The sequence below is a fragment of the Duganella sp. LjRoot269 genome, assembly GCF_964254095.1.
GTDB classification, from domain to species: domain Bacteria; phylum Pseudomonadota; class Gammaproteobacteria; order Burkholderiales; family Burkholderiaceae_D; genus Rugamonas; species Rugamonas hordei.
The window spans coordinates 2,130,043-2,155,113 of sequence record NZ_CAXUSL020000001.1; the positions used below are offsets into that span (position 1 = coordinate 2,130,043).

Genomic DNA, 25,071 nt, shown 5'->3' on the forward strand with positions numbered 1-25,071 from the left:
CTATCGTATGCGGCCCTCGCAGTCCAAAACTTCCACCCCGTTTCCCCCATACGGAGGAGCCGCGCCAGGGCTTGCAATACGCGCAAGTCCAACTCGGATTAAAATGCCTGTTTTGGCGCAATTCACTGAAGATAGAACACGATGGCTTACAAGACTCTGGAAGACACGATCGGCAACACACCGCTGGTGCAGCTGACCCGGTTGCCCGGCGCCGATGCGCTGGCCCGCAACAATATCATTCTCGGCAAGCTCGAAGGCAATAATCCGGCCGGCTCGGTCAAGGACCGCGCCGCCATGTCGATGCTCAAGCGCGCGGAAGAGCGCGGCGACATCAAGCCCGGCGATACGCTGATCGAGGCCACCAGCGGCAACACCGGCATCGCGCTGGCGATGGCGGCCGCATTGCGCGGCTACAAGATGCTGCTGCTGATGCCGGAGAACCTGAGCATCGAGCGGCGCCAGAGCATGGCCGCCTACGGCGCGCAGATCATGTTGACGCCCAAGACCGGCGGCATGGAGTACGCGCGCGACATGGCCGAGCAGCTGCAGAAGGACGGCAAGGGCCGCATCCTCGACCAGTTCGGCAACTTCGACAACGCCCGCGCCCACTACGAGGGCACCGGCCCGGAAATCTGGCGCGACACCGAAGGCCGCGTCACCCACTTCGTCAGCGCCATGGGCACCACCGGCACCATCATGGGCGTGTCGCGCTACCTGAAGGAGCAGAACCCGGCGGTGCAGGTGATCGGCGCCGAGCCGGAGGAGGGCTCGTCGATCCCCGGCATCCGCAAATGGCCGGAAGCCTATTTGCCGAAAATCTACGAGCGTTCGCGGGTGGACCAGGTGGAATCGGTGTCGCAGGCGGCGGCCGAACGCATGGCGCGCCGGCTGGCGGCCGAGGAAGGCATCTTCTGCGGGATTTCGGCGGCGGGCGCCTGTGAGATTGCGCTGCGCATTTCGCAGACGGTGGAGAACGCGACCATCGTGTTCATCGTCTGCGACCGCGGCGACCGCTACCTGTCGACCGGGGTATTTCCGGCTTAAGGCGCGGCTAAGGCGTGGCGTAAGGCATTACTTCCCTCGCCCCCCGAGCAAGGGGGAGGGAGTGCAAGCAGGACAACGGCTCGATCAGCCTTGGCCGCCGCCTGGTTCGCCTTCTTTAGGCTTGAACTGCTTGTCGCTGATGCGGAACTTGTTGCGGCGGTCGCCCATCAAGTAACGCAGGTCGCGGATGCTCAGATCGCTCACCTCGTGCATGCGGATCAGCAGCGAGGCGCCGACCGGCAGGCGGTGGTGGCGGATCTTGCTGATCACCGGCGGCGCCACTTCCAACGCGCGCGACAGGGCCGCGTCGTTTTTCAGGCGCAGGTTCTCGATCAGGGTATCGAGCAGGCGGTTGGGATTGTATTGCAGCAGATCATCGCCATCCGCATCGTTGTTCATATCTATGCCGACTTGGTTTGTCATGATTTCGTCTTTTCCTTCTGATAAAGTTGTCCTGCAAAGTACAACACTCGGAGCTCGCTTTGCTGCGTTAATGTTCATCCTTACCAAGGAACGAATTCAAACACGGACACGGATTCCGGGATAACAAGTTTCATAATATATACACAATTCTACAACAACACGCCATCTAATACTCATAAGCAATAAAAAAACCTGATTGCCCATAGGGTATTGTTGTCCGGTTGCAACATTGTGTGAGAATTATACACCCACTCATATGATATGCTGAGAGTGCACACTTTTGATTAACTGATAAAGTTAATTATAAGATAATTTTGTTGTAAGCGCGCTGACTTTTGCCGGCAATTATCACAAGTGTGGACAAATAATTTCCGAGTGTCAACTAAACAATACAAGCAGCAAAGCCGCGCAACAAGGCACTTTACGCTTCCTTACAATCCGCCCCGGGCCAGCCGCACCGCGCGGCCCAGCTCCACCACCGACATCGCGTAGAAATAGCTGCGGTTGTATTGAGTGATCGCAAAGAAATTGTTGTTGGCCAGCCAGTATTCCGTCGGCTCGGCGCCGTTTTGCAAGTCCACCAGGCCGTAGGTCTGCTGCTCCGGCACCGGGATGGCGGTGGTCACGCCGGCCGCCGCCAGCTCCTGCGCCGGGTATTTGGCGCTCAGGCCCTGGTTGATCATGCGTTCCCAGGCGCGGTTCGGCGACACGCTGGCCGAGTACACCAGCGGCCCGCCCTTGTCGCGCTCCCAGCCGTGGCCGGCCAGGAAGGCCGCCACGCTGCCGATGGCGTCGGTGCTCGAGCCGAGCAGGTCGACCTGGCCGCTGCCGTCGAAGTCCACCGCATACTTCATCACGCTGCTGGGCATGAACTGCGGCATGCCGATGGCGCCGGCAAACGAGCCGCGCAGCGACAGCGGATCGATGCCGTTCTGGCGCGCGAACAGCAGGGTCGCTTCCAGCTCGCTGCGGAAGAAGGCCATGCGCTCGCTGCGCTGCGGCGCTTCCGGATAGGAGAACGCCAGCGTGGTCAGCGCGTCGACGACGCGGAAGCGGCCCGTGTTGCGGCCGTACACGGTTTCCACGCCGATGATGCCGACCAGGATTTCCGCCGGGATGCCGTACAGCGACTCGGCCCGCTCCAGCGCCTCGCGGTTGTCGTTCCAGAACTTGACGCCGCCGTCGATGCGCGCCGGATCGATGATCAGCCGGCTGTAGGCTTGCCAGTTCTTCGGCTTGCCCGGCGGCGCCGGTTTGACCAGCTGCACCGCCGAATCGACGTAGCGCACCTGGCCCATCAGCGTGTTCAGCGCGGCGCGGTCGAAGCCGTCGCGGCCGGCCACGTCGTCGAGGAAGGCGCGCACGTCCTTCCACTCGCCGAAGTTGACGAACTCGCCGACGTAGTCGATCGGCGGCGGGCCCTTCTTCTTGACCACGGCCGGCTTCTTCTTCGGCTGCATGCTCGGCGGCAGCTTGTAGCCGTAGGGATCGACGGCGGCGGCCTGGCCCAGGGTGGCGGCGCCCAGCAGCAGGGCGGTAATCAGAGTCTTCATCGGCATAGAGGTAGCAGTGTTTTCAGCGTCGTTAGCGACGATGATCGTGGTTCGGCCCCTGCCGCGCTGTACTTCAGCGTACCGTACAGGGATAAAAATTGTTCCATGGCCGCGTGTTTCTCCCCGCTGGCCGGCATCGCGCGCAGCCGCGCCGCGTAAGCGTGCGGCCCTTCGTCCGCGCGGCGCGCATAACCGTGGCGCGCCTGCTGCCGGCAAAAGGCGTCGTACAACCCGTCGAGCGGATCGGCCGGGCGCCGCTGCCGCCGCCAGCGCAGCCCGTACAGCAGGGCGCACACCAGCGCCGCGCCCAGTGCGCTGCGCCAGTTGGCGAAGGCCGCGCCTAGTTCTTCAAGGAAACTTCGCTGCCTATCTGGATTGTAATCCAGGACCCATTGATTCCAAGAATTATTCAACGAGGCATAGTTAAATCTGAGTTGCGCCAGCCACGAATCGGGATCGTTTTGCAAGTCGATCAAGGGGCCGAGGCCGAAGGCGGACGTCTGCGGCAGCGCGCGCGCCAGGTTTTGGGCGATGCGCTCGGGGGCGACGGCGCCCGTCGGGTCGACGCGGCGCCAGCCCCGGCCGGGACTCCAGTACTCGGCCCAGGCGTGGGCGTCGGACTGGCGCACGGTGACGTAGCCGTCGACGGGATTCAGTTCGCCGCCCTGGTAGCCGGTCACCACCCGCGCCGGGATGCCCATGGCGCGCATCAGCACCACGAAGGCGCCGGCGTAGTGCTCGCAGAAGCCGGCCTTGCTGTTGAACAGGAACTCGTCGACGGCGTCGCGGCCCAGCAGCGGCGGCTGCAGCGTGTAGCTGTAGCCGCCGTCGTGGAAGCGCTGCAGCAGCTGCTGCGCGAGGGCGGCCGAGTCGGCGGCCGGCAGCGGCGGCAGGGGCGTGCCGGACGCCGGATCGGCATGACGCAGCTGGCGCGCCAGCGCCAAGGTGCGCGGATTGAAGCCGGCCGGCAGTTCGGTCCAGCGCGCCATGCGCCGCGGGTCGTCGTCGGCCTGGATGGTGAAATCGGTCCAGGCGGTGGTCTCGTAGCGTACGCGCTGGGTGAGCGGATCGGTGGTGAAGAATTCCAGCTCGTCGGAATCGCGCACGCGGTAGCCGGCCAGCTTCAGTTCCGGGCCGCTGAGCTCCAGCGCCGCCAGCCAGCGCGTGTTGCCCGGCTCCAGCGTGACCTGCAGCCGCAGCGGCTTGCCGCGCATGGCGATGGCGATCTCCTGCCGCGGCTGGCCGCGCCGGCGCGGCACGCGGGTCCAGGTGCGGCCGTCGTAGTCGCCCAGCACGATGCTGCGCCAGTACAGCAAATGCTTGGGCGGCGGCAGGTCGTCGAGGAAGCGCGCGCGGAAGGCCACCGCCTCCGATTGCGCCAGCGACGACAGCGTGCCCGGCGCCATGCTGTCGGAGATGCCGGTGTGGCCGGTGTGGGCGTCGCCCGGCAGGCCCCACAGCGGGCCCTGGATGCGCGGGAAGCCGAAGAACATCAGCACCGCCAGCGGCGCGGCCAGCACGGCGATCCGGGCCGCCATGCGCAGGCGCGCGGCCAGCGGCGGCACGGCGCCGGTGTACTGGAACGACATCTGCGCCGTCAGCAGCACGATCAGCGTGGCGCCCATGCACAGCGCGGTCAGCATCGTCTGCGAATAGAAGAAGTTGGTCAGCAGGACGAAGAAGCTGAGGAACACCACCACGAACAGGTCGCGTTTGGCGCGCATCTCCAGCAGCTTGAACGCCAGCAGCAGCGCCAGCATGGCCACGCCGGCGTCGCGCCCCAGCAGCGTGTGGTAGCTGCGCCAGACGCCGGCCATGGCCGCCATCGACACCGGCAGCAGCAGCCACAAGGGCGGCATGCGCTTGCCGCGCCAGGTCAGCGCGGCGCGCCACAGCAGCGTGCCGCAGACGGTGGCGGTGATCCACGCCGGCAGGTGCTCGAAGTGCGGCGCCAGCACCATCAGCGCGGCCGCCAGCAGCAACAGCGTGTCGGACTTGTCGCGCGGCAGATGGCGCAACCAGGACATCATGAGGCGTGCCCGAACAGCGCCAGCGCGCGCAGGCAGGCCGCCTGGTGGGCGTCGCCCAGCGCCGGGCCGTATTCGTGCTGCGCCAGGCGGAAGGTGTAGGGCAGGGCGCGCTGCTCGGCCTCCAGCACCCAGCGCGTCATGCGCGACAGCTTTTGTTCCAGCTCCATCTGCAGCGGCAGCTCGGCGAAATCGAGGCACAGCTCGGCCACCGCGCCGCCGTCGAAATGCTTGGTCACCAGCTGCCCGCCCAGCGCCGGATCGTGGCGCGCGATCTGGCGCCAGGCCAGGTGCCGCATCGGATCGCCCGGCTGGTAGCTGCGGATGCCGGCGAAGTTATCCAGGCCCACGGTGCCGTGGCCGTCCGCGCTGGCCGCGCCGCTCGACGGCAGCGGCTGCGCCGGCGTCTCCGGCGCCGGATACACCAGCACCTTCAGGTCGGGCCGCCAGTAGCTCCACGCGCGGAACAGGCCCAGCGGAAAGCGGGTGACCAGGCGCACGCGCGGCGCCGCCAGCCAGCCGCGCTCCGCGCTGGCGGCCGACAGCCGCACCGCGCTGCTGCCGCCGGCGAGCACGTCGGTCGCCTGGCGCGGCTCGCCGTCGGCCTGGAAGCCCAGCCAGACGGCGTAGCGATCGCGCTTGCCGCGGTTGTTCAGGTGCAGTTCGAACTGCGCCTCCTCGCCGGCGAACACCGGCTGCGCGCGGCCCGGCGCCAGCTGCAGCATGGCCAGGTTCTTCGCGGTCAGGACCATGTCGGCCACCGCGCAGGCGCCGGCAAAGAAGGTCAGCGCGAAGCCGAGGCCGAGGTTGTAGTTGAGCGCGCCGATCAGCATCACCAGCAGCAGGCCGCAGAAGGCCAGGCCGGGGCGGGTCGGCACGATGAAGACGCGGCGCATCGTCAGCGTCACCACGCCCGGCTCGCTGTCCCGCAGCTGGAACAGCCACTTGTCGCGGGCCTTGCGGTAGAGACTTTGCAGCGGCGCGGCCATGGCTGCCTAGACGGACACCGATTTTTGCAGCTGCAGCACCAGGTCGCGGCTGGCCAGCGCCACGCCGTGGGCCGACTTCAGCGGCCGCAAACGGTGGGCGCACACCGGCACCAGCACCGCCTGCACGTCCTCCGGCAGCACGTGGTCGCGGCCCTCCAGCGCGGCCCAGGCGCGCGCCGCCTGCAGCAGCGCGATGGCCGCGCGCGGGCTCATGCCCTCGGCGAACAGGCCGTTCTGGCGCGACGCGGCGGCCAGCGCCTGCACGTAGTCGATCAGCGCCGGCGACGCGTGGATGCGGCGCAGCTCCTGCTGGGCGGCGGCCAGCTCGGCCGGCGTCATCGCCGGCTTCAGCGACTTGAGCAGCACGCGGCGGTCCTCGCCCATCAGCAGCGCGCGCTCGGCGGCGGCGTCCGGGTAGCCCAGTGAAAGGCACATCAGGAAGCGGTCCAGCTGCGATTCCGGCAGCGGAAAGGTGCCGATCTGGTGGGTCGGGTTTTGCGTGGCGATGACGAAGAACGGCTCCGGCAGCGCGCGCGTGACGCCGTCGGCGCTGACCTGGCGCTCCTCCATCGCCTCCAGCAGGCCGGATTGGGTCTTCGGCGTGGCGCGGTTGATTTCATCGGCCAGCAGCACCTGGGTGAAGATCGGGCCCGGATGGAACACGAAGCCGTTCTTTTCGCGCTCGTAGATGGAGATGCCGTTGACGTCGGCCGGCAGCAGGTCGCTGGTGAACTGCACGCGGTTGAAGCGCAGCCCCAGCGACAGCGACAGCGCGTGGGCCAGCGTGGTCTTGCCCACGCCCGGCACGTCCTCCACCAGCAGGTGGCCGCCGGCCAGCAGGCAAGTGAGCGCCTGGCGGATCTGCAGGTCCTTGCCGACGATGATGTGGCCAACCTGCCTGGCGACGGCGTGCAATTTTGTGTACATGGTATGTGTGGTAGATTAGCGCTTACCGGATTCTATGCGAGAAACTGCGCAGAGGATACAGATTGATCCGCAGTACAAAATACCATGACCACAGCCATCTACAGCCATCCCGATTGCGCCCGCCACGACATGGGCGACTGGCACCCCGAATCGCCGGCGCGCCTGCAGGCGATTGCCGACCAGCTGATCGGATCGCACATCAGCGACCTGCTCGAGCACCGCGAGGCGCCGCTGGTGCGGATCGAGGACCTCGAGCGCAACCATAGCCAGAACGCCATCGCCATCGTGCGCGACAACGTGCCGGCGCCGGGCGACACCTATCCGATCGATGGCGACACCTCGCTCAACGCCTACAGCTGGCTGGCCGCGCAGCGCGCCGCCGGTGCCGCCGTGGCCGCGACCGACGCCGTCATCGACGGCGAGATCCAGAACGCCTTCTGCTCGGTGCGCCCGCCCGGCCACCACGCGCGGCCGGTCGAGCCGATGGGCTTTTGCCTGTTCAACAACGTGGCCGTCGCCGCCAAGCACGCGCTCGACGCGCGCGGGCTGGCGCGGGTGGCCGTGGTCGACTTCGACGTCCATCACGGCAACGGCACCGAGGAAGCGCTGATCGCCGAGCCGCGCGCGCTGATGGTCAGCTTCTACCAGCACCCGTTCTATCCCTACTGCGAGCCGGAGCCGATCACCGAGCGCCTGGTCAACGTGCCGGTGCCGGCGCACAGCAAGGGCGACGTGGTGCGCCGCGTCGTCACCGAGCAGTGGCTGCCGGCGCTGCATGCCTTCAAGCCGGAGATGATCTTCATCTCGGCCGGCTTCGACGCCCACCGCGAGGACGACATCGGCGGCATGGGCCTGGTGGAGGCCGACTACGCGTGGATGACCGAGCAGGTGATGGAGGTGGCGCGCCTGTACGCCAAGGGCCGCATCGTCAGCTGCCTCGAAGGCGGCTACAACCTGTCGGCCCTGGGCCGCAGCGTGGTCGCGCACCTGAAGGCGCTGGCGGAACTCTGACGTAAAAAAAGCCGCCCGGCGGAACGGGCGGCTTCTGTGCTTGGCGGATGCGGATCAGGCGTTGACGGCGCGGCCGTTGTTGGCCGACCAGCGGTACAGGCCCCAGACCACGGCGACGCCGACGACCAGCGCGATGATCATCGTGTGCGCCTCGCTCAGCGAGTTGGCGATGGCCAGCGGCTCGCCCTTGCCCGACACCACGATCAGCCCGGCCAGCGCGACGTTGAACAGGCTCTCGCCGACGATGAAGCCGGACATCACCAGCACGCCCAGGCGCTTGGCGGTGTCGCCGCCGACCTTGTGCTCCATCGCGCGGTCGAACAGGTAGCCGGTCACGGCGCCGATGCAGACCGGTGTGATCACCGCGCTCGGCAGGTAGATCGCCAGGCCCACGCCCAGCGGCGGCAGGCTGTACTTGCCGTTGCTGGATTTCTTCAGGCCGTAGTTGGTCAGCACCAGCAGCAGGCCGACCAGCGCGCCGTAGCCCAGCAGGTCCCAGCGCAGCTGGCCGCCGATGACGCCTTTGGCCAGGGTAGAGATCAGCAGCGCCTGCGGCGCGGCCAGCGGCTGGTCCGAGATCGAATTGAGGTTGGGCGCGCCGACGAAGCCGTTGGCGTGATTGAGCAGCTCCAGCACCGGCGGCACCACGCACGACCCGGCGACCACGCCGATCAGCAGGCCGACCTGCTGCTTCCATGGCGTGGCGTCGACCAGCTGGCCGGTCTTCAGGTCCTGCAGGTTGTCGTTGCCGATCACGGCGACGGCCAGCACCACGGTGGTGACGAACAGCGCGTAGGCGATCAGCGCCTGCGCCACTTCCGGGCCCATGACGCTGCGGCCGACCATGCCCACGCTCAGCGCGGCGCCGAGGATGGTCAGGATGGCGATGCCGGACACCGGCGAATTGGAGGAACCGATCAGGCCCGCCATGTAGCCGCAGACGGCGGCGGCGAACATGCCGGCGATCAGGATGTAGCCGATGCCGACGGCCACCAGCGGGAAGGCCAGCGAGGCCAGCGGGCCGCCTTGCAGGAAGCTCGCCAGCAGCCAGCCGGCCGGCACCATCGACAGCAGCGTGACCAGGCCGACCACGAAGATCGGCAGATCCTGTTCGGTGCGATCGAGCACGCCGCCGTTGGCCTTGGCCTTGCGCGACGACTCCATCGCCGACTTCAGGCCGCCGAGGATGGGCTTGGCCAGGCCGGCCAGCGTGATGATCGCCGCCATGCCGATCACGCCGGCGCCCATCATGCGCACTTCCTTGGACCAGATGCCCAAGGCGTGGCCGGCGGCGTCGACGCCTGCGGCGGCCGGCGTCAGGGACGTCATCAGCGGCACCATGATGCCCCAGGCGATGACCAGGCCGGCCAGCATCGCGACGCCGACGGTGATGCCCATCAGATGGCCGGCGCCGATCAGCGCCAGCGAGCTCGATGCGCCGATGCCGGTGGCGCCCGCGCCGGTGCGGAAGTAGATCGACACTTCGCCGGCCATCAGCTTGACGGCGGCGCCGGCGGCGAAGACGGCCGAGGCCACGCTGCCCCAGATCACCGCCCACAGGCCGGCCTTGCCTTCGGCGGCGCCGGCGCGCGAGGCCATGCCGACCTTGAGCACTTCGGCCGCGGCCACGCCTTCAGGGTAGGGCAGGTCGGACTGCGACACCAGCGCGCGGCGCAGCGGCATCGTGTACATCACGCCCAGCACGCCGCCGATGGCGCAGGCGCCGAAGGTCGGCCAGAACGGCACCTTGGCCCACCAGCCCACCATCAGCAGGCCTGGCAGCACGAAGATCACCGACGCCAGCGTGCCGGCGGCCGAGGCGATGGTCTGGACGATGTTGTTTTCCTGGATGGTGGCATCCTTGAAGGCGCTGAGCAGCGCCATCGAGATGACGGCCGCCGGGATCGAGGTGGCGAAAGTCAAACCTACTTTCAGGCCGAGGTAGACCTGAGCCGCCGTAAACACCAGCGTAATCAGAATGCCCAGAATAATGCCGCGAAGAGTGATTTCCTTCGGGTTGGACGGTGCAGCTATGCTCATCTTCAGCACTCCGGTTTGATAAATGGTTGTTTATATAATCAGAAAAATCGAAAAGCGACCCATGATATCCGAAGTCCGGACGGGGCTGCGGGTAAAATAGCGGATTGTCAGAACGATTTTGAAGGTCAGAGCATGTCGATACAATGGTACCCGGGGCACATGAACGCCGCCAAGAAGAAGGCGGCGGAGCAGATGGAGAACACCGATCTGGTGATCGAGGTGGTCGACGCGCGCCTGCCCGAGGCCAGCACCAATCCGATGGTGGAGGAGCTGCGCAAGTTCCGCCAGCGTCCATGCCTGAAAATCCTCAACAAGATCGACCTGGCCGATCCGGCCGCCACGGCGGCCTGGGTGGCGTACTACAACGCGCAGGAGGGCGTGACCGCGTTCGCGATGACGACCAAGAAGCCGGCCGACGTGGCCCGCGTGCCCGAGCTGGCCAAACAGCTGGCGCCGCACCGCGGCGTGCCGACCAAGCCGCTGCGCATCATGATCATGGGGATACCCAACGTCGGCAAGTCGACCTTGATGAACGCGCTGCTGAAAAAGCGCGTGGCCAAGGTCGGCGACGAACCGGCGGTGACCAAGCAGCAGCAGAAGCTGTACCTGGACAAGAACACCATCCTGGTCGACACGCCGGGCATGTTGTGGCCGAAGATCGCGCTGCCAAGCGACGGCCTGATGCTGGCCGCCAGCCATGCGATCGGCTCGAACGCGCTGATCGAGGAAGAGGTGGCGGTGTTCCTGGCCGACGAGCTGCTGAAGCACTACCCGCAGCTGCTGGTGGCGCGCTACGGCTTCAAGGAGATCGAAACCTTCGACGGCATCGCCGTGGTGGAGGGCGTGGCGGCCAAGCGCGGCTTCCGCCAGAAGGGCGGCGACCTCGATTTCGAGAAGGCCTCGCACACCTTCCTGGGCGACTACCGCAGCGGCATCCTGGGCCGCATCTCGCTGGAGACGCCGGCCACGCGCAAGGAGCGGCTGCAGATCCACGAAGCCGAGATGGCGGTCAAGGCCGCCGAAAAAGCCGCCATCGCCGCCGCCAAGGCCGAAGCCTACGCCAACGGCAAGCGCGGCTCTTAAAGATCCGGGGTCAGATCCGACATTTGGACACGAGCTCTGCCGTAATGGCGATTACGGCAGAGCTCGTGTCCAAATGTCGGATCTGACCCCGGATCTGTTTAGCCGAAGCGGAAGCTGGAGACGGCCAGCGATCCCATGAACGCGTCTTCGTGGTAGGGCACGGCCGCCGCTTCGTCTTCGGCCGCGCCCAGCGCCACCATCAGTGGCAGCAAATGCTCTTCGCGCGGATGCGCCATGCGCGCGGCCGGGGCTTTTTCCCATTCCAGCAGCTGCGCGCTGCGCTCCTTCGGCGGCAAGGCCATCGTCGCCCTCAGCCAGCCGTCGAACGCGTGCGAGGCCGCCGCGCCCTGCGCGTTGAAGGCGCGCAGGTTGTGGTAACTCAGCCCGCTGCCCACGATCAGCACGCCTTCCTTGCGCAGCGGCGCCAGCAAACGACCCACTTGCAGGTGCGTCAGCGGATCGAGGCCGTGCTTCAGCGACAGCTGCACGATCGGCACGTCGGCATCCGGATACACCGGATACATCGCGCTGAAGGTGCCATGGTCGAAGCCGCGCTGCGCGTCCAGCTGCGCCGGGAAGCCGCCGGCATCCAGCAAATCCTTCACCTGCGCCGCCAGCTCCGGCGAGCCGGGCGCGCTGTACTGCACCTCGTAGGTGTGCGGCGGGAAGCCGCCGTAGTCGTAGATCATCGGCGGCTTGGGCGAGGACGACAGCATGAAATCGCGGCCCTCCCAGTGCGCCGTGATCACCAGCACGGCTTTCGGCGTGACGCCGACCTGGCGCGGGATGTCGCGCAGCGATGCGTCCAGCCGGCCGTACAGATGGCCGACCTGGTCCATCATGAACGGCCAGGGGCCGCCGCCGTGGGAAAGGAAGTAGGTTGGTAGGGTGCTCATGGCATTGCTCCGGTTTGACATTGACATCCACTATAAGCATCGCGGCCGCCGCGATCAATCCATGAAATGTAGATGGATACTATCTAAATTGTTAATGATCCGGCACGCGGGCGTATAATGCCCGGGTTCTGGTGCTCGCCCATGTGCTCACATGCGCAGTTAAACGGGAAACACAGGCCGCCTCCGCTCCACAGCGAACCGGCCAAGGTGTGCTGCCCCCGCAACGGTAACGCGACGTCAAGGTCGCCAGCCCGGATATCGGCCAGACATGGGGGAAGCGTGCGCCGCCACGACGCGCACGGCTTCCGTGCACTTCCGGCTTGCGGGGACGCAGGCGGATGTCTCTTTTGAAAAGATCTGTCATGAATTCCACCGCTGTCCAACCGCGCCTGCTGGCCGCCGCCGTTTCCCTCTGCTTTAGCGCCGCTGTCCCCCTCACCGTGCTGGCACAAGACGTTGCCGGCGCCCAGGTATCCCAGGTGCTGGCGCCCGTCGTCGTCACCGGCTCGCGCTTCGACGCCGACCCTGCCCTGGCCACGATCGGCGCCACCATCATCAGCGCCGACGATATCCGCCGCTCCGGCGCCAGCGACGTCAACGCCGCGATCCGCAAGGTGGGCGGCGTCTACGGCCGCCAGAGCCTGGACGGCAGCCCGGACTTCAGCCTCGACCTGCGCGGCTTCGGCGCCGATAGCAGCCAGAACATGGTCATCGTGCTGGATGGTGTGCGCCTGTCGGAAAATGAACTGAGCAACGCCATCCTGTCGGCCATCCCGATCGACACCGTGGAGCGCATTGAAATCACGCGCGGCGGCGCCAGCGTGTTGTACGGCGACGGCGCCACCGGCGGCGTGATCAGCATCGTCACCAGGCGTCCGGGCAAGAACACCAGCCGCGGCAGCGTGTTCGTCGAAGGCGGCCAGTTCCGCGCCGGCGAGGTGCGCGTCTCCGCCGCGCAGGCGTGGGACGGCTTTGCCGCCGACGCCACGCTGGCCACCCAGCGCACCGACAACTACCGTGACAACAACGAATTCAAGCAGACCCATTTCAGCGGCGGCGCCCAGTGGTTCGCCAACAACGGCCGCATCGGCTTCCGCTACGAAGGCGCGCGCCAGGACACGCATTTCGCCGGCGCGTTGACGGAAGCGCAGTTCAACGCCAATCCGCGCCAGACGCTGACGCCGAATGACAACGGTTCGCTCGACAGCGACCGCTTCACCGCCTTCGCCCAGCGCCGCATCGGCGCCTACGACCTGGCGGCCGACCTGTCGTACCGCAAGAAGACGGTGGATTCGACCTACTTCTTCGGCGCCTCGCCATCGACCACCACCTACGACAGCAAGCAGACCCAGTTCTCGCCGCGCGTGCGCCGCCTGGGCGACATCGGCGGCATGCTGAACGAAATGGTGGCCGGCTTCGACTGGACCGAGTGGAACCGCACCACCACCGCCTCGTACTCTGCCGCCGACGCCACCCAGCATTCGAAAGCACTGTACGTGCGCGACGAACTGCGCTTCGATACCGCCCATGAAGGCCGCGTCTCGGCCGGCGTGCGCCGCGAGATCTTCGACAAGGACTTCAGCGATCCGCTGGGCTACGGCACCACCGCCTACAAAACGGCGCAAGGCCTGAACGCGTGGGAACTGCAGGCCAGTTACCTGCCGGTCGCCAGTCTGACCGTGTACGGCAAGGCCGGCCAGAGCTACCGTGTAGCCAACTCCGATGAAAACGCGCTGACGCCGGTGCCGAATGAAGCGCTGAAGCCGCAGCAGTCGCACGACCTGGAACTGGGCGCGAGCTATGCCACCGCCGCGCAGAAGGTCACCGCCCGCGTCTTCCGCCACAACCTGACCAACGAGATCTTCTACGATCCGACGATCTTCACCAACACCAATCTGGCACCTACCCGCCGCGAAGGCTTCGAAGTCGATGCCGAGCAGCGCATCGGCGCCGACTGGAACGTCAACGCGCACTACCAGCACGTGGACGCCAAGTTCACCGGAGGCGCCAACAATGGCAAGCAGATGGTGCTGGTGCCGGAGAACACGCTGACCGCGCGCCTGAGCTGGACCCCTGCCAGCGGCCAGACTGCCGACGTCGGCGCACAGTGGGTCGACGGCCAGCGCTACGGCTCGGACTTCGACAACACCTGCTCCGGCAAGATCCCTTCCTACACCACGCTCGATGCGCGCTATGCACGCAGGTTCGGCCAATGGGAGCTGGCGCTGGCGGGCACCAACCTGAGCGACAAGCACTACTACTCGCAGGCGTTCACCTGCGATGCCAGGGGCAAGAGCGGAATCTATCCATCGGACGGCCGCCAGCTGAAAGTCTCGGCGCGCTACGAGTTCTGATGAAAGCCGCCACCACCTCCGTTCCCGCCGCCTTGCTGGCGCTGGCGTGCTTGCCGGTGGCGGCGCACGCCGTCACGGTGAGGGACGACGCCGGCAACAGCGTCACCCTCGCCAAGCCCGCGCAACGCATCATCTCGATGGCGCCGCACATCACCGAGCTGTTGTTCGCGGCCGGCGGCGGCGACCGCGTGGCCGGCGTGATGAACTACAGCGACTACCCGGAGGCGGCCAAGCGCCTGCCGCTGGTCGGCAGCGATGCGCAGATCGACATGGAGCGGGTGCTGGCGCTGCGGCCGGACCTGCTGGTGGTATGGAGGACCGGGAACACCGCGCGCCAGCTGGAGCAGCTCAAAAGCCTGGGCATCCCGATCTTCTACAGCGATCCGCACAAGCTGGACGAAGTGGCCACCAGCCTGACCCGCCTGGGCCAGTTGATGGGCACCGAGGCGCTGGCGCAGAGCGCCGCGCAGGATTACCGGCAGAAGATCGCCAGACTGTCGTCCACCTATGCGCGGCGGCCGACGGTGCGGGTGTTCTATCAAATCTGGGAAAAGCCGATTTTCACGCTGAACGGCGATCACATCGCCAGCGACGCGATGCGCGTCTGCGGCGGCCAGAACGTGTTCGCCGCGCTGAAGGTGCCGGCGCCGACGGTCAGCACGGAAGCGGTGCTGCAGGCAAATCCGGAAGCGATCGTCGGCGGCGAGAAGCATGACGCCGAATCCGGCATCAATATCTGGCAGCAGTACAAGGGCATGGAGGCGGTCCGGCGCGGCAACCTGTTCATGCTCGACAGCGAACTGCTGGTGCGCGCCACGCCGCGCATCGCCGACGGCGTCGCCGTGTTGTGCGAAAAACTGGAGACGGCGCGCCGCCGGCGGCCTTGAGGTCCCCTTAATCCCCTCTTAATATGCGCGGCGTAAAAAAGGTGGTAATCTCCCGGCGTTTGCCACCTAACCTGTTGAAGGACTGTTATGCGTTTCCTGAGCTTCCTGCGTCCCCTGATAGCCACCGCCGCCTTTATGGCCGCAGCCGCCGGCGCCCATGCCGCCGACTTCAAGAACGGCCTCGATTACAACACGGTGGACCTGCCGGCCCGTCCGGACACCGGCAAGAAGGTCGAAGTGCTGGAAGTGTTCATGTACCACTGCCCGCACTGCAACGCGCTCGACGCGCCGCTGGCGGACTGGGTCAAGAAGCAGGGCGACAAGATCGTGTTCCGCCGCATGCACCTGGGCGAGGACGCGCAAGCCAAGGCCTTCTTCACGCTGGAAGCGATGAACGCGCTGGGCAACGGCCTGCACGAGAAGTTCTTCCACGCGATCCACGTCGAGCATAACCGCCTGAATACGGACGCATCCATCCTGGACTTCGTGGTCAAGAACGGCGTCGACAAGAACAAGTATCTGGAATTTTTCAACTCGTTCGCGGTCCAAACCAAGATGAAACGCGGTGTGCAGATCGCAAACCAGTATAAAATCGACAGTGCGCCTGCCCTGGTGATCGACGGTCACTACACGACCTCGCCGGCGGTGGCTGGCCACGGCCTGTCGTCCGCTCCAGCGGCGCACGCGGCCATGTTCGCGGTGATGGATAGCCTGGTTGCCAAGTCGGCTCAGGAACGCGCCGGGAAGAAGTAAGGAGCAGTCATGAAAGAGATCAGCGAGGAACGCAAGGCGGCCGAAGGCGAGGTCATGAAGATTTACAAGGAGTCCTCGCCGGTCATCGAGAGCCTGTTCGAATGGGCCTATATCAATCACGTGGCCTGGAGCCTGGCCGTGCTGGCGCTGGGCTTCATCGTCTGGCTGGTGATCGCGTTGACCAACGCCGAGAACCAGCGCAACGCGCTGATGACCAAGCAGTGCGCGGACCCGGTGTTCAAGGGCGAGCTGGATAAGAAATGCCTGCGCACCGTGCACTCGCGCGAGCACTGGTGGGAGCACGTGACGTACGCGCTGACCCATGTCAGTCCCGAAAAATAAATATGCAAAAAGCCCGCAACAGCGGGCTTTTTTTCAGCTGTGGATTACCACCGTGCAGGTGGTGCCGGCCACCAGTTCCATGCCCTTGGGCTGGCGGTCGATGTGGATGCGCACCGGCACCCGCTGCGCCAGGCGCACCCAGTTGAAGGTCGGGTTGACGTCGGCCAGCAGTTCGCGGCCGGTGTTGGCGTCGCGGTCGGTGATGCCGTGGGCGATGCTCTCGATATGGCCTTGCAGCTGCGCGGCGCCGCTCATCAGGTGCACTTCCACCGCATCGTCCACCTTCAGCAGCGGCAGCTTGGTCTCTTCAAAATAGCCCACCACATAGTACGAGGCGCTGTCGATCACCGCCAGCTTGGCCGCGCCGACGGCGGCGAAATCGCCCACGTGCACGTTCAGGTTGGTGACGTAGCCGGTCACCGGCGCCCGCACCACGGTGCGCTCCAGGTTCAGCTCCGCCATGCCGCGCGCCGCCAGCGCAGCCTGGTACTGGGCCGACGCCGTGCCGACCGCGAATTCGGCCGTCTCGCGGCTTTCGGCCGAGACGATGGCGTTGTCCAGCCCCGCGCGGCGGCTGGCCTCCTTGCTGCGACGGCCTTTCTCCACCTGCTGCGACGCCAGCTGCGCATTGGCCTGCGCCAGCGCGCTCTGGTAGCGCGCCTTGTCGACCACGAACAGCACGTCGCCCTGTTTGACCAGCTGGTTGTCGTGGACCTTGACCTCGGTGACGGTACCGGCGACGTCGGCGCTGATGTTGATGACGTCGGCCTTGATGCGGCCGTCGCGGGTCCAGGCGGATTCCATGTAGTGGTTCCAGGCCGAGCGGCCCATCCACAGGGCGGCGGCCAGCAGCAGCATGGTCAGGAAGAAGCGGAAGATTTTGGATGCACTCACGGCGGTTCCTCAGGATAGTGAATTATTTGTACAGCGTGACCAGCAGGGCGCTGAAGATGCAGACGAACAGGCACAGTCGCACCAGCGCCGGGTGCCAGCTGCGGCGGTAGGCGCCGACGTGGCTCAAGGCGCTGTCCAGCACCACCTGCAGCACCAGGCTGGCCAGGAACAGCGGCAGTACGCCGGGCAGCAGTACGCCGAAAAAGTCGATTTCACGCGGCATGCGATGTTTCTCCTGTGGGTTCTCCTGCAGCGATTTGGTCCAGCAGGGAGGTGTAGATGGAATGCAGGTCGGTCAGCGCCGTGCGCAGGCGCAGTTGCCGCTCGGCCGTGGCGTCGGGCAGCGCCGCGCGCACGGTGGTTCCCGCATCGAGGATGGCTTGCAGCGCGGCCTGGCCGCTGGCGCCGGAGCGCTGCCGCAGGTGGGCGGCAAGCTGGCGCACCACGTCCTGCAAGGCGTCGCGCACCGGTCCGGGACGCGAGCTGCCGATCAGCTGGCGCAGTTCGATGACGGCATGGCCCAGCTCCAGCAGGGTCAGGCCCTGGCGCACCACGGCCCGCGCCGCCTCGCCTGGCGCCGGGCCGGAGGCTGCGTTCAACTGGCTGAGCAAGTCGCGCACGCGGTTGTCGAAGCGCCGCTTCAGGCGGTACATCGGGGCGTTGCAGGCGCCCAGCGCCTCGCGCCACAGCGCGGCGGCCACGTGGTCCTTCTGGCCCATGGTGTGCTCGGGCAGGATCAGCTTGAACATCAGGTAGGCCATCGCCACGCCCATCGTCAGCGACAGTTCGCTGCTGATGAAGCTTTCGACGTCGTAGCGCATCAGGTTCGTCGGCACCACCAGCGTGGCGCAGAACATGCAGATGCCGATGCCCACGCCGGCCCAGCGCGGTCCGCTGATCAGGTAGGCACCGAAGGCGAACAAGGGCAGGGCGGCGATGATCAGCGTAGTGAAGTCGTTGGCGCGCGCGACCAGGAAGAACTCGGTGACGAAAGCCAGCGGCGAGGCCAGCAGGAAGCCGATCAGCACCTGCCGCACCAGCGCCGTCGGCCGCGGCGACGACGAGGCCAGTGCGCAGAAGATAGTCGCCATCAGGATGGCGTTGCCGACAAAGGGCCAGGCCAGCCAGTACCAGGCGGCTGCTGTCACCAGCAGCGTGGCGCCGGCGCGGAAGCCGCTGGCGGCGACGATGGCCGACGGCGTCTTCGGCGTGTAGGCGCCGGGATCGCTGACCTGCTGGCGCTTCTCGGCCGCCAGGCCGTGGTACAGCGCGTTGAAGGCATCGATGTCGCGGGCGAAGCGCTCCCTCAGCTCGGCCGCCGTTTCGATGTCGATCTGTTGCTGGCGTTCGACCGGCACGCCGGCCGGCACGCCGCTTGCGCGGTGGAGCAGGCGGTGCAGCGTGTAGAGCGTGGTCAGCGCCGTCATGAACGCCGCGTTGAAGGCGTGCAGCTGGCGCGTGTGCGAGCGTGGATGGTCGGCTTCAAAGAAGGCAGCGGCGCGGCCTGATTCCAGCGCGGCGATGTCGGCGGCGAATTTCAGGTGGGTCAGTTCCGCTTCGGCCGGCGTCAGGCGCTGTTCCAGCACCTGCGTGTAGAAAGTGGTGAAGCTGGCGTAGCGCGCTTCGACGGTGCGCATCACCGTGCGCGAGTGACGGCGCGGGAACACCACGTCATGCACCACCGCTGCGCAGATGATGCCCAGGCCAACCTCGGTCACGCGCGTAATGGCCAGCGTGAACACGTGGTCCGGCGCGTCGATGGCGGGAACGGCGATCATGCAGGCGGTATAGCCGGCCAGCACAAAGCTGTACGACTGCTGGTTGCGGTGCATGGCGGCGCCACCGGTGCACAGCGCGATCCAGACCGCCACGCCGATGAACAGCAGCGGCGGCGATTGCGGGAACAGCGCGACCAGCGCCAGCGCGGCCGAGCAGCCGACCAGCGTGCCGAGAAAACGGTAGAAAGCCTTTTCCAGCACCATGCCGCTGCTGGGCAGCGCGAGGATGACGGTGGTGGCGAGAGCGGTGTAGGGTGCGTCGAGGCCGAGGCGGAAGGCCAGCCACAGCGCGGAGAAGGAGGCCAGCATGGCCTTGGCGACGAACACCCAGCGTTCGCCTTCGGTGCCGAACCAGCCGACGGTTTCCGCCGCCAGCCAGCGCAAGGCTCCCCCGGCCGCGCTGTGATCCTGGTTGGAGGTGGCGGCTGGGGGAGAATTCATGGCGTCGTGTTATGTAAGGGCTTCGAGATTGTCCAGCTGCCGTTTCAGCAGCGCTTCAAGTACTTTAACTTCTTCGTCGGTGTAGCCGTCGTAGGCGTGCGTGGTGGCAGCCCAGACTTCCGGCAGCACTTTCTCCGCCAGCGCGCGGCCGGCATCCGTCAGCGAGATCATCACGCAGCGACGGTCGCCCGGACGGTTGCCGCGCGTGATCAGGCCCTGGGTTTCCAGGTCGTTGCACACGCGTGTCAGGTTGGCCGGTTTTTCCATGCACGCTTCACCCAGCGTGGACGCGGTCGAGGTTTCGCCATCGGATCCATACAGCACGGCCAATACCATGTAGCTGGCGTCGACCAGATCGTATTTGCGCAGCGCGGCATTGCTCAAGTCCTTCATCCGTTTCTGGATGTGGTAGGTCATGCGCAACAGGCGCATCAAGTCCTCCGGGAACTCTGGCATTCGGGCATGGATGTTTTTCAGGCGCTTTTTAGTCGCTTCAAAACTGCTCATTGCCTTGCTCCTCTGCTTATTTTTTTCGAAGGATTGATTCTACTATCTAATCGTCAAGGCAAATCCAGTTTTATGCCGCCGCCCAGTGCGGCCATCAGTAATGCGTAGTTATCCAGTTGTTTGCTAGCCACTTGCGCCATCTGCTGTTGTTCATTCAATAGCGTGATCTGCGCATTGATCACGTTCAGCGCGTCGGTCATGCCGGCCTTGTAGGCCCGTTCGGCCAGCTGCTGCTGGCGGCGCGCCGAGTCCAGCGCGCGGTGCGCCAGCAGGTCCTGCTGCCGCACCGAGTCGATCCGGACGACTGCGTTTGCAACGTCGGACATCGCCTGCACCACTGCGGCGTTGTACTGCTCGACCGCGCCGTCATGGAGCGCGGTCTGGTTACCCAATTGACTGCGCAGTCGTCCGCCGTCGAAGATCGGCAGGCTGATGGCCGGCGTCACGCCGCGCATGGCCGAGTTAGCGTCCAGGAAGTGCGTGAACCCCAGCGACTGGAAACCGACGAAGGCGGCCAGGTTGATGTTCGGGTAAAAATCCGCCTTGGCGCCGGCGATGCGCGAGTTGGCCGCTTCGATGCGCCAGCGCTGCGCCGCGATGTCGGGCCGGCGTCCCACCAGCTCGGCCGGCAGCGACGCCGGCACGCCCTGTCCGCGGCCTGCCTCAAGAGCCAGCATCGGCCGGGCGATCGCATCGCCGTCGCCCGGTCCTTTGCCGATCAGTGCCGCCAGCTGGTTGCGCAGCAGCGCGATCGACTCGCCGATCTGCTCGTGCTCGCGCCGTCCCGCCGGCAGCGTTGTTTCGATGCTGGCCACATCCAGCTCGCTGGCCAGGCCCGCGGCCCGGCGCTTGCGCGTGATGTCCAGGATGCGCTGGCGCTGCGCCAGGTTTTCGGCCACGCTGTCCTGCAGCGCGTACTCCAGCGACAGCTGGATGTAGCTGCGCACGATGGCCGTGGTCAGCGTCAGCCGCGCCATCTGCGATTCGGCCGAGGCCATGTGCACTTCGTCCAGCGCGGCCGCCAGCGCGTCGCGGTTGCGGCCCCACAGATCCAGGTCGTAGGAACCGGACAGCATGGCCGTGTTCTTCCACGCGTAGTTGCCGGCCAGCGGAGCGGGCACGGTGCTGTGCGCGGAATACAGTTCGCGGTCGGCGCTGGCCGAGGCATCCACGCGCGGTTGCGTGCCGGCCCTGGCGACGCCGGCCAGCGCCTCGGCCTGGCGCACACGCGCCTGCGTGGCGCGCAGCGTCGGGTTGTCGGCCAAGGCGGCGCTTACCAGCTTGTCCAGCTGTTCGTCGTGCAGCGCCTGCCACCATTGCTGCTCGGGCCATGCGATGTCTTTGCTGGCGGCGGCGATGGCCTTGCCGGAATTGAGCTCGGCAGGTTTCAACGCGACCGCTTGCGGCCGGACCTTGCCCATGTCGGCGCAGCCGGCCAGCAGCGCCAGCATGCACGATGCAAGGGCGAGCGGACGGATGGCGTGGCGCGGTGTCATGGACGTGGTTTCCCGTTAGCTGTTACTTGGCGACGTGCTTTTTGGTCTGGGCGACGTCGAAGTCGGCTTCGGTTTCCAGCAGCGTGCCGTTTTTGCGGGCTTCCAGGAACTCGGCCTGCACTTGCGCGCGGGTCAGTCCGGTGGCTTGCTGGGTCTTGGCGGAGGCCAGCGCGCCGTTGGCGACGGCGGTCTGCGCGGCGCTGGTGGCGGCGGCGGTGGTCGTGGTTGCGGCCGGCGCGGTGGTCTGCGCGAAAGCGTTGGTCACGGTGATGGCGGCTGCGGCAATCGCGAAAGCGGTGGTGGCGGCGGCGTTGATCAGGGTTTTGGTCGTGGTGCTCATGGCGGTTCTCCTGGGTGAGGTGGTTAATGCTCGTTTGCTCGTTCAATGCATTAACTATAGAGATGAATATTACATTTGTAAAGTAAAAAATTCCTATCGGTACGATAGCCTTATGCGAGGGGGCGCACGGACCGGCCGCTGCGGCGGTGGTCCAATCAGGTTTTAGAAAAGGAGTCCATCATGTCTGACAGCACTCTGGATCCGGATAACATTCCGGTAGGTACCGACCGAACCCTGGGACGCGGCCACGGCACGCGCGCCCTGGGGCCCAGCGACAATTCCGACAGCGGCAGCGATGTCGTGGGCGAGCCGGATATCGGCCTCGACAGCGATACCGATGCGGAAGGCACCGGCGAGCGCGCCGGCGTGGAGATGACCACGGGGCCGTCCGACATAGGCTTCGACCATGTCGAGACGATACCGGTGGTCGACGGCGAGTTTCATGACGTGGTGCAGCCGGAAGACGACGGCAGCGTTCCGGAAGACGTGGAAGCGGAGCCGCGCGAAGAACGGCGCGACTGGTCACGCACTACCAGGAACTAGCTTGCCGCCGTCATTACGTCCGTAAGCCAGTCGACGAACACCCGCACGCGCGGCGACAGCTGGCGCTGGTGCGGATACAGCACCGACACCGGCATCGCCTTCGGCCGCCACGCGCCGAGCACTTCGCGGAAGGCGCCGCTTTCCAGGTGCCTGGCGACGTGGTAGCGCGGCAGCTGCACCAGGCCCAGGCCGTTGGCGCAGCAGGCCACGTACGCCTCGGCGTTGCTGACCGAAACCACGCCGGGCAGCTGCACGCTGCGCTCCTCGCCGTCGACGATGAAGTCGAACGGGAACATCTTGCCGCTGCTGGATGAGTAAAAGTTGACGGCCTGGTGGCCGTGGAGATCTTCCAGCGTGGCCGGCGTGCCGCGCTGGTCCAGGTAGGCGGCGCTGGCGCAGGTGACCTGCTGCAGCGTCGCCACGCGGCGGCCGACCATGCTTGAGTCGCGCAGCTCTCCCACGCGCAGCACGCAGTCGATGCCGTCCCGCACCAGGTCGACCAGGCGGTCGCCCATGCCGATCTCCAGTTCCAGCTGGGGATAGCGGGCGAAGAATTCCGACAGGCGCGGCAGCACATAATGCTGCGCCACCGTGCCCTGCAAATCCACCCGCAGCTTGCCGCGCGGCGCCACGCCGCTATTGCCGAAGCCGGCCTCGGTTTCCTCCACGTCCGCCAGGATGCGCACGCAGCGCTGGTAGTAGGCCTGACCGTCCAGCGTGGTGCTGACGTGGCGCGTGGTCCGCTGCAGCAGGCGCACGCCCAGGTGCGCCTCCAGCTGCTTGATGGTGTAGGTGGCGGTGGCCGCCGGCATCTGCAAATCGTCCGCCGCCTTGCTGAAACTGCCCAGCTCGACGATGCGGGTGAAGATGCGCATGGCGTTGAAACGATCCATCGGGAGGGCCGCTTATCTGTGGCTGGACGAACCGGCCCACAGGTTGATCGCGCCTTCCTTGGCCTGCTCGTCGATGGCCGCCAGCTCGGCCGCGCTGAAGCTCAGGTTCTTCAGGGCGGCGACGTTCTCGCGGATCTGCGCGCTGCTGCTGGCGCCGATCAGCGTGGACGTGACGCGCGGATCGCGCAGCACCCAGGCCAGCGCCATCTGGGCCAGCGTCTGACCGCGCGCCTTGGCGATTTCGTTCAGGCCGCGCACGCGTTCGAGGTTGGCCTCGCTCAGGTGCGACTGCTGCAGCGAGCCGCCGCCCGGACGGTTGACGCGCGAATCCGCAGGAATGCCGTTCAGGTATTTGTCGCTCAGGATGCCCTGCGCCAGCGCGGTGAAGGTGATGCAGCCTATGCCTTGCTTGCCCAGCGTGTCGAGCAGGCCCTCGTCCTCGATCCAGCGGTTCAGCATATTGTAGGACGGCTGGTGGATCAGGCACGGCACCTTCCACTCGTGCAGCAGCCGCGCCGCTTCGGCGGTTTTCTCGGCCGAATAGGACGACACGCCCACATACAGCGCCTTGCCCTGCTGGACCGCGTGCGCCAGCGCGCCCATGGTTTCCTCCAGCGGCGTGTCCGGGTCGAAGCGGTGCGAATAGAAGATGTCGACGTAGTCGAGCCCCATGCGCTGCAGGCTCTGATCGAGGCTGGCCAGCACGTATTTGCGCGAGCCGCCGCCCTGGCCGTAGGGGCCGGGCCACATGTCCCAGCCGGCCTTGGTGGAGATGATCAGCTCATCGCGGTAGGGCTTGAAGTCTTCCTTGTACAGATGACCGAAATTGGTCTCGGCCGAGCCGTACGGCGGGCCGTAGTTGTTGGCCAGGTCGAAGTGGGTGATGCCCAGGTCGAAGGCGGTGCGCAGCATGTCGCGCTGCGAGGCGAGGGTGTTGGTGTCGCCGAAGTTGTGCCACAGGCCGAGCGACATCAGCGGCAGTTTCAGGCCGCTGCGTCCGCAGGTGCGGAATTGCATTTCTTCGTAGCGGTGCGGGGAGGCGTGGTAGGTCATGGGCGAATCTCCTGTGGGATGAAGGCGTAAAAAAAGAAGCTTGTGCCGCAGGCAGAAGCTTCCTTTTTTTTTTGCTTAGGCCGCAGCCCGGGATCAGGCGAAGTTGGCGGCTGCGAAGTCCCAGTTGGCCAGCTTGAAGAAGGTCTCCAGATACTTCGGACGTACGTTGCGGTAGTCGATGTAGTAGGCGTGTTCCCACAGGTCGCAGGTCAGCAGGGCTTTGGCGTCGGTGGTCAGCGGGGTCGCCGCGTTCGAGGTGTTGACGATGTCCAGGGTGCCGTCGGCTTTTTTCACCAGCCAGGTCCAGCTCGAACCGAAGTTGCCGACTGCCGACTTGGTGAACTCTTCCTTGAATTTGTCGAACGAACCCCACTTGGCGTTGATCGCGTCGGCCAGCGCGCCGGCTGCCGCGCCTTTGCCGTTCGGGGTCAGGCTGTTCCAGTAGAAGGTGTGGTTCCATACCTGGGCGGAGTTGTTGAAGATGCCGCCGGACGATTTCTTGATGATCTCTTCCAGGGACAGGTTTTCGAACTCGGTGCCCTTGATCAGGTTGTTCAGGTTGGTCACATACGTTTGATGGTGCTTACCGTAGTGGTATTCCAGCGTTTCTTGCGAGATGTGCGGCGCCAGGGCGTCGATTGCATACGGCAGTGGTGGCAGGGTATGTTCCATTGTTCTTCCTTTTGTTGGTTTGACGATGTTAAAAAAACGGGGATGATTTTTGCCGAAACGTCCACCATTGTAAAGCGGATGGGCCTTCGGCGCAGAAAAGGCCCGCTTTCCGTGTGGCTACTTGT

Annotated in this window: 24 protein-coding genes and 1 riboswitch; of the genes, 8 read left to right on the top strand and 16 right to left on the bottom strand. The window is 65.9% G+C overall.

Features of this window, described 5'->3' with window-relative positions; genetic code table 11:
• Positions 1-141: 141 nt before the first annotated feature.
• Entirely contained in the window at positions 142-1,044 is a 903-nt protein-coding gene (gene cysM / locus ACSQ3S_RS09450) for a cysteine synthase CysM (RefSeq protein ID WP_176655092.1), read from the top strand.
• Positions 1,045-1,128: 84 nt separating this feature from the next.
• Here the strand turns inward: cysM and ACSQ3S_RS09455 are convergent, their stop codons facing one another.
• From ACSQ3S_RS09455 to ACSQ3S_RS09475, 5 genes are all read right to left on the bottom strand, one after another.
• On the bottom strand, positions 1,129-1,467 hold the full coding sequence (locus tag ACSQ3S_RS09455; RefSeq protein ID WP_166107892.1) for a hypothetical protein: 339 nt from the start codon (positions 1,465-1,467) through the stop codon (positions 1,129-1,131).
• A gap of 431 nt (positions 1,468-1,898) precedes the next feature.
• On the bottom strand, positions 1,899-3,026 hold the full coding sequence (gene mltB, locus ACSQ3S_RS09460) for a lytic murein transglycosylase B (RefSeq protein WP_413448375.1): 1,128 nt from the start codon (positions 3,024-3,026) through the stop codon (positions 1,899-1,901).
• On the bottom strand, positions 3,017-5,050 hold the full coding sequence (locus ACSQ3S_RS09465; RefSeq protein ID WP_436142216.1) for a transglutaminaseTgpA domain-containing protein: 2,034 nt from the start codon (positions 5,048-5,050) through the stop codon (positions 3,017-3,019). The genes mltB and ACSQ3S_RS09465 overlap by 10 nt, the downstream gene beginning before the upstream one ends.
• Positions 5,047-6,036: a DUF58 domain-containing protein gene (locus ACSQ3S_RS09470; protein WP_436142217.1), complete on the bottom strand. Its 990-nt coding sequence runs from the start codon at positions 6,034-6,036 to the stop codon at positions 5,047-5,049. Before ACSQ3S_RS09470 ends, ACSQ3S_RS09465 begins: the two co-directional genes overlap by 4 nt.
• A 6-nt stretch (positions 6,037-6,042) precedes the next feature.
• Positions 6,043-6,963 (bottom strand): AAA family ATPase, encoded by a 921-nt coding sequence (locus ACSQ3S_RS09475; RefSeq protein WP_436142218.1) that lies wholly within the window; start codon positions 6,961-6,963, stop codon positions 6,043-6,045.
• 84 nt (positions 6,964-7,047) lie between these two features.
• On the opposite strand from ACSQ3S_RS09475, the gene ACSQ3S_RS09480 reads away from it, so the two are divergent.
• Complete coding sequence (locus ACSQ3S_RS09480; protein WP_176655097.1) at positions 7,048-7,974, top strand: histone deacetylase family protein; 927 nt, start codon at positions 7,048-7,050, stop codon at positions 7,972-7,974.
• Positions 7,975-8,028: 54 nt separating this feature from the next.
• On the opposite strand, the gene ACSQ3S_RS09485 is transcribed toward ACSQ3S_RS09480, so the two are convergent.
• Positions 8,029-10,014 carry an OPT family oligopeptide transporter gene (locus ACSQ3S_RS09485; protein WP_436142219.1) on the bottom strand — a complete coding sequence of 662 codons (1,986 nt, stop codon included), beginning with the start codon at positions 10,012-10,014 and terminating at the stop codon, positions 8,029-8,031.
• 132 nt (positions 10,015-10,146) lie between these two features.
• Here ACSQ3S_RS09485 and ylqF point away from each other — a divergent pair, with 132 nt between their 5' ends.
• Positions 10,147-11,097 carry a ribosome biogenesis GTPase YlqF gene (ylqF, locus tag ACSQ3S_RS09490; RefSeq protein ID WP_176655099.1) on the top strand — a complete coding sequence of 317 codons (951 nt, stop codon included), beginning with the start codon at positions 10,147-10,149 and terminating at the stop codon, positions 11,095-11,097.
• A 98-nt stretch (positions 11,098-11,195) separates the two neighbouring features.
• On the opposite strand, the gene ACSQ3S_RS09495 is transcribed toward ylqF, so the two are convergent.
• On the bottom strand, positions 11,196-11,993 hold the full coding sequence (locus ACSQ3S_RS09495) for a DODA-type extradiol aromatic ring-opening family dioxygenase (RefSeq protein ID WP_176655100.1): 798 nt from the start codon (positions 11,991-11,993) through the stop codon (positions 11,196-11,198).
• 112 nt (positions 11,994-12,105) lie between these two features.
• Positions 12,106-12,274, top strand: a riboswitch (cobalamin riboswitch).
• 81 nt (positions 12,275-12,355) lie between these two features.
• Here ACSQ3S_RS09495 and ACSQ3S_RS09500 point away from each other — a divergent pair.
• The 4 genes from ACSQ3S_RS09500 to ACSQ3S_RS09515 all read left to right on the top strand — a co-directional run bounded on the left by ACSQ3S_RS09500 (position 12,356) and on the right by ACSQ3S_RS09515 (position 16,329).
• Positions 12,356-14,347: a TonB-dependent receptor gene (locus ACSQ3S_RS09500; protein WP_436142220.1), complete on the top strand. Its 1,992-nt coding sequence runs from the start codon at positions 12,356-12,358 to the stop codon at positions 14,345-14,347.
• On the top strand, positions 14,347-15,234 hold the full coding sequence (locus ACSQ3S_RS09505; protein WP_413448369.1) for a cobalamin-binding protein: 888 nt from the start codon (positions 14,347-14,349) through the stop codon (positions 15,232-15,234). Before ACSQ3S_RS09500 ends, ACSQ3S_RS09505 begins: the two co-directional genes overlap by 1 nt.
• A gap of 87 nt (positions 15,235-15,321) precedes the next feature.
• Positions 15,322-15,987: a thiol:disulfide interchange protein DsbA/DsbL gene (locus ACSQ3S_RS09510; protein WP_176655103.1), complete on the top strand. Its 666-nt coding sequence runs from the start codon at positions 15,322-15,324 to the stop codon at positions 15,985-15,987.
• 9 nt (positions 15,988-15,996) lie between these two features.
• A complete protein-coding gene (locus tag ACSQ3S_RS09515; protein ID WP_176655104.1) occupies positions 15,997-16,329 on the top strand; it encodes a hypothetical protein in 333 nt (110 codons plus the stop codon).
• Positions 16,330-16,362: 33 nt separating this feature from the next.
• Here ACSQ3S_RS09515 and ACSQ3S_RS09520 read toward each other — a convergent pair whose 3' ends face one another.
• From ACSQ3S_RS09520 to ACSQ3S_RS09545, 6 genes are read right to left on the bottom strand one after another with little or no spacing between them, the layout of a single operon-like run.
• Complete coding sequence (locus ACSQ3S_RS09520) at positions 16,363-17,223, bottom strand: efflux RND transporter periplasmic adaptor subunit (protein WP_176655105.1); 861 nt, start codon at positions 17,221-17,223, stop codon at positions 16,363-16,365.
• A 22-nt stretch (positions 17,224-17,245) separates the two neighbouring features.
• Positions 17,246-17,446, bottom strand: a complete 201-nt coding sequence (locus ACSQ3S_RS09525; protein ID WP_176655106.1) for a DUF1656 domain-containing protein — start codon at positions 17,444-17,446, stop codon at positions 17,246-17,248.
• Positions 17,436-19,442, bottom strand: a complete 2,007-nt coding sequence (locus tag ACSQ3S_RS09530) for an FUSC family protein (RefSeq protein ID WP_436142221.1) — start codon at positions 19,440-19,442, stop codon at positions 17,436-17,438. The genes ACSQ3S_RS09525 and ACSQ3S_RS09530 overlap by 11 nt, the downstream gene beginning before the upstream one ends.
• A 9-nt stretch (positions 19,443-19,451) precedes the next feature.
• Positions 19,452-19,949: a MarR family winged helix-turn-helix transcriptional regulator gene (locus tag ACSQ3S_RS09535; RefSeq protein WP_176655108.1), complete on the bottom strand. Its 498-nt coding sequence runs from the start codon at positions 19,947-19,949 to the stop codon at positions 19,452-19,454.
• Between the two features lie 53 nt (positions 19,950-20,002).
• Positions 20,003-21,445 (bottom strand): efflux transporter outer membrane subunit, encoded by a 1,443-nt coding sequence (locus ACSQ3S_RS09540; RefSeq protein WP_436142222.1) that lies wholly within the window; start codon positions 21,443-21,445, stop codon positions 20,003-20,005.
• A 22-nt stretch (positions 21,446-21,467) separates the two neighbouring features.
• A complete protein-coding gene (locus ACSQ3S_RS09545; protein WP_436142223.1) occupies positions 21,468-21,785 on the bottom strand; it encodes a DUF4148 domain-containing protein in 318 nt (105 codons plus the stop codon).
• A gap of 180 nt (positions 21,786-21,965) precedes the next feature.
• Between ACSQ3S_RS09545 and ACSQ3S_RS09550 the strand changes: the two genes are divergently transcribed.
• Positions 21,966-22,328, top strand: a complete 363-nt coding sequence (locus ACSQ3S_RS09550) for a hypothetical protein (protein WP_436142224.1) — start codon at positions 21,966-21,968, stop codon at positions 22,326-22,328.
• On the opposite strand, the gene ACSQ3S_RS09555 is transcribed toward ACSQ3S_RS09550, so the two are convergent.
• From ACSQ3S_RS09555 to sodB, 3 genes are all read right to left on the bottom strand, one after another.
• Complete coding sequence (locus ACSQ3S_RS09555; protein WP_176655111.1) at positions 22,325-23,221, bottom strand: LysR substrate-binding domain-containing protein; 897 nt, start codon at positions 23,219-23,221, stop codon at positions 22,325-22,327. The genes ACSQ3S_RS09550 and ACSQ3S_RS09555 overlap by 4 nt on opposite strands.
• A gap of 12 nt (positions 23,222-23,233) precedes the next feature.
• Complete coding sequence (gene mgrA / locus ACSQ3S_RS09560; protein ID WP_176655112.1) at positions 23,234-24,274, bottom strand: L-glyceraldehyde 3-phosphate reductase; 1,041 nt, start codon at positions 24,272-24,274, stop codon at positions 23,234-23,236.
• A gap of 93 nt (positions 24,275-24,367) precedes the next feature.
• Entirely contained in the window at positions 24,368-24,946 is a 579-nt protein-coding gene (gene sodB / locus ACSQ3S_RS09565; protein WP_176655113.1) for a superoxide dismutase [Fe], read from the bottom strand.
• Positions 24,947-25,071 lie beyond the last annotated feature (125 nt).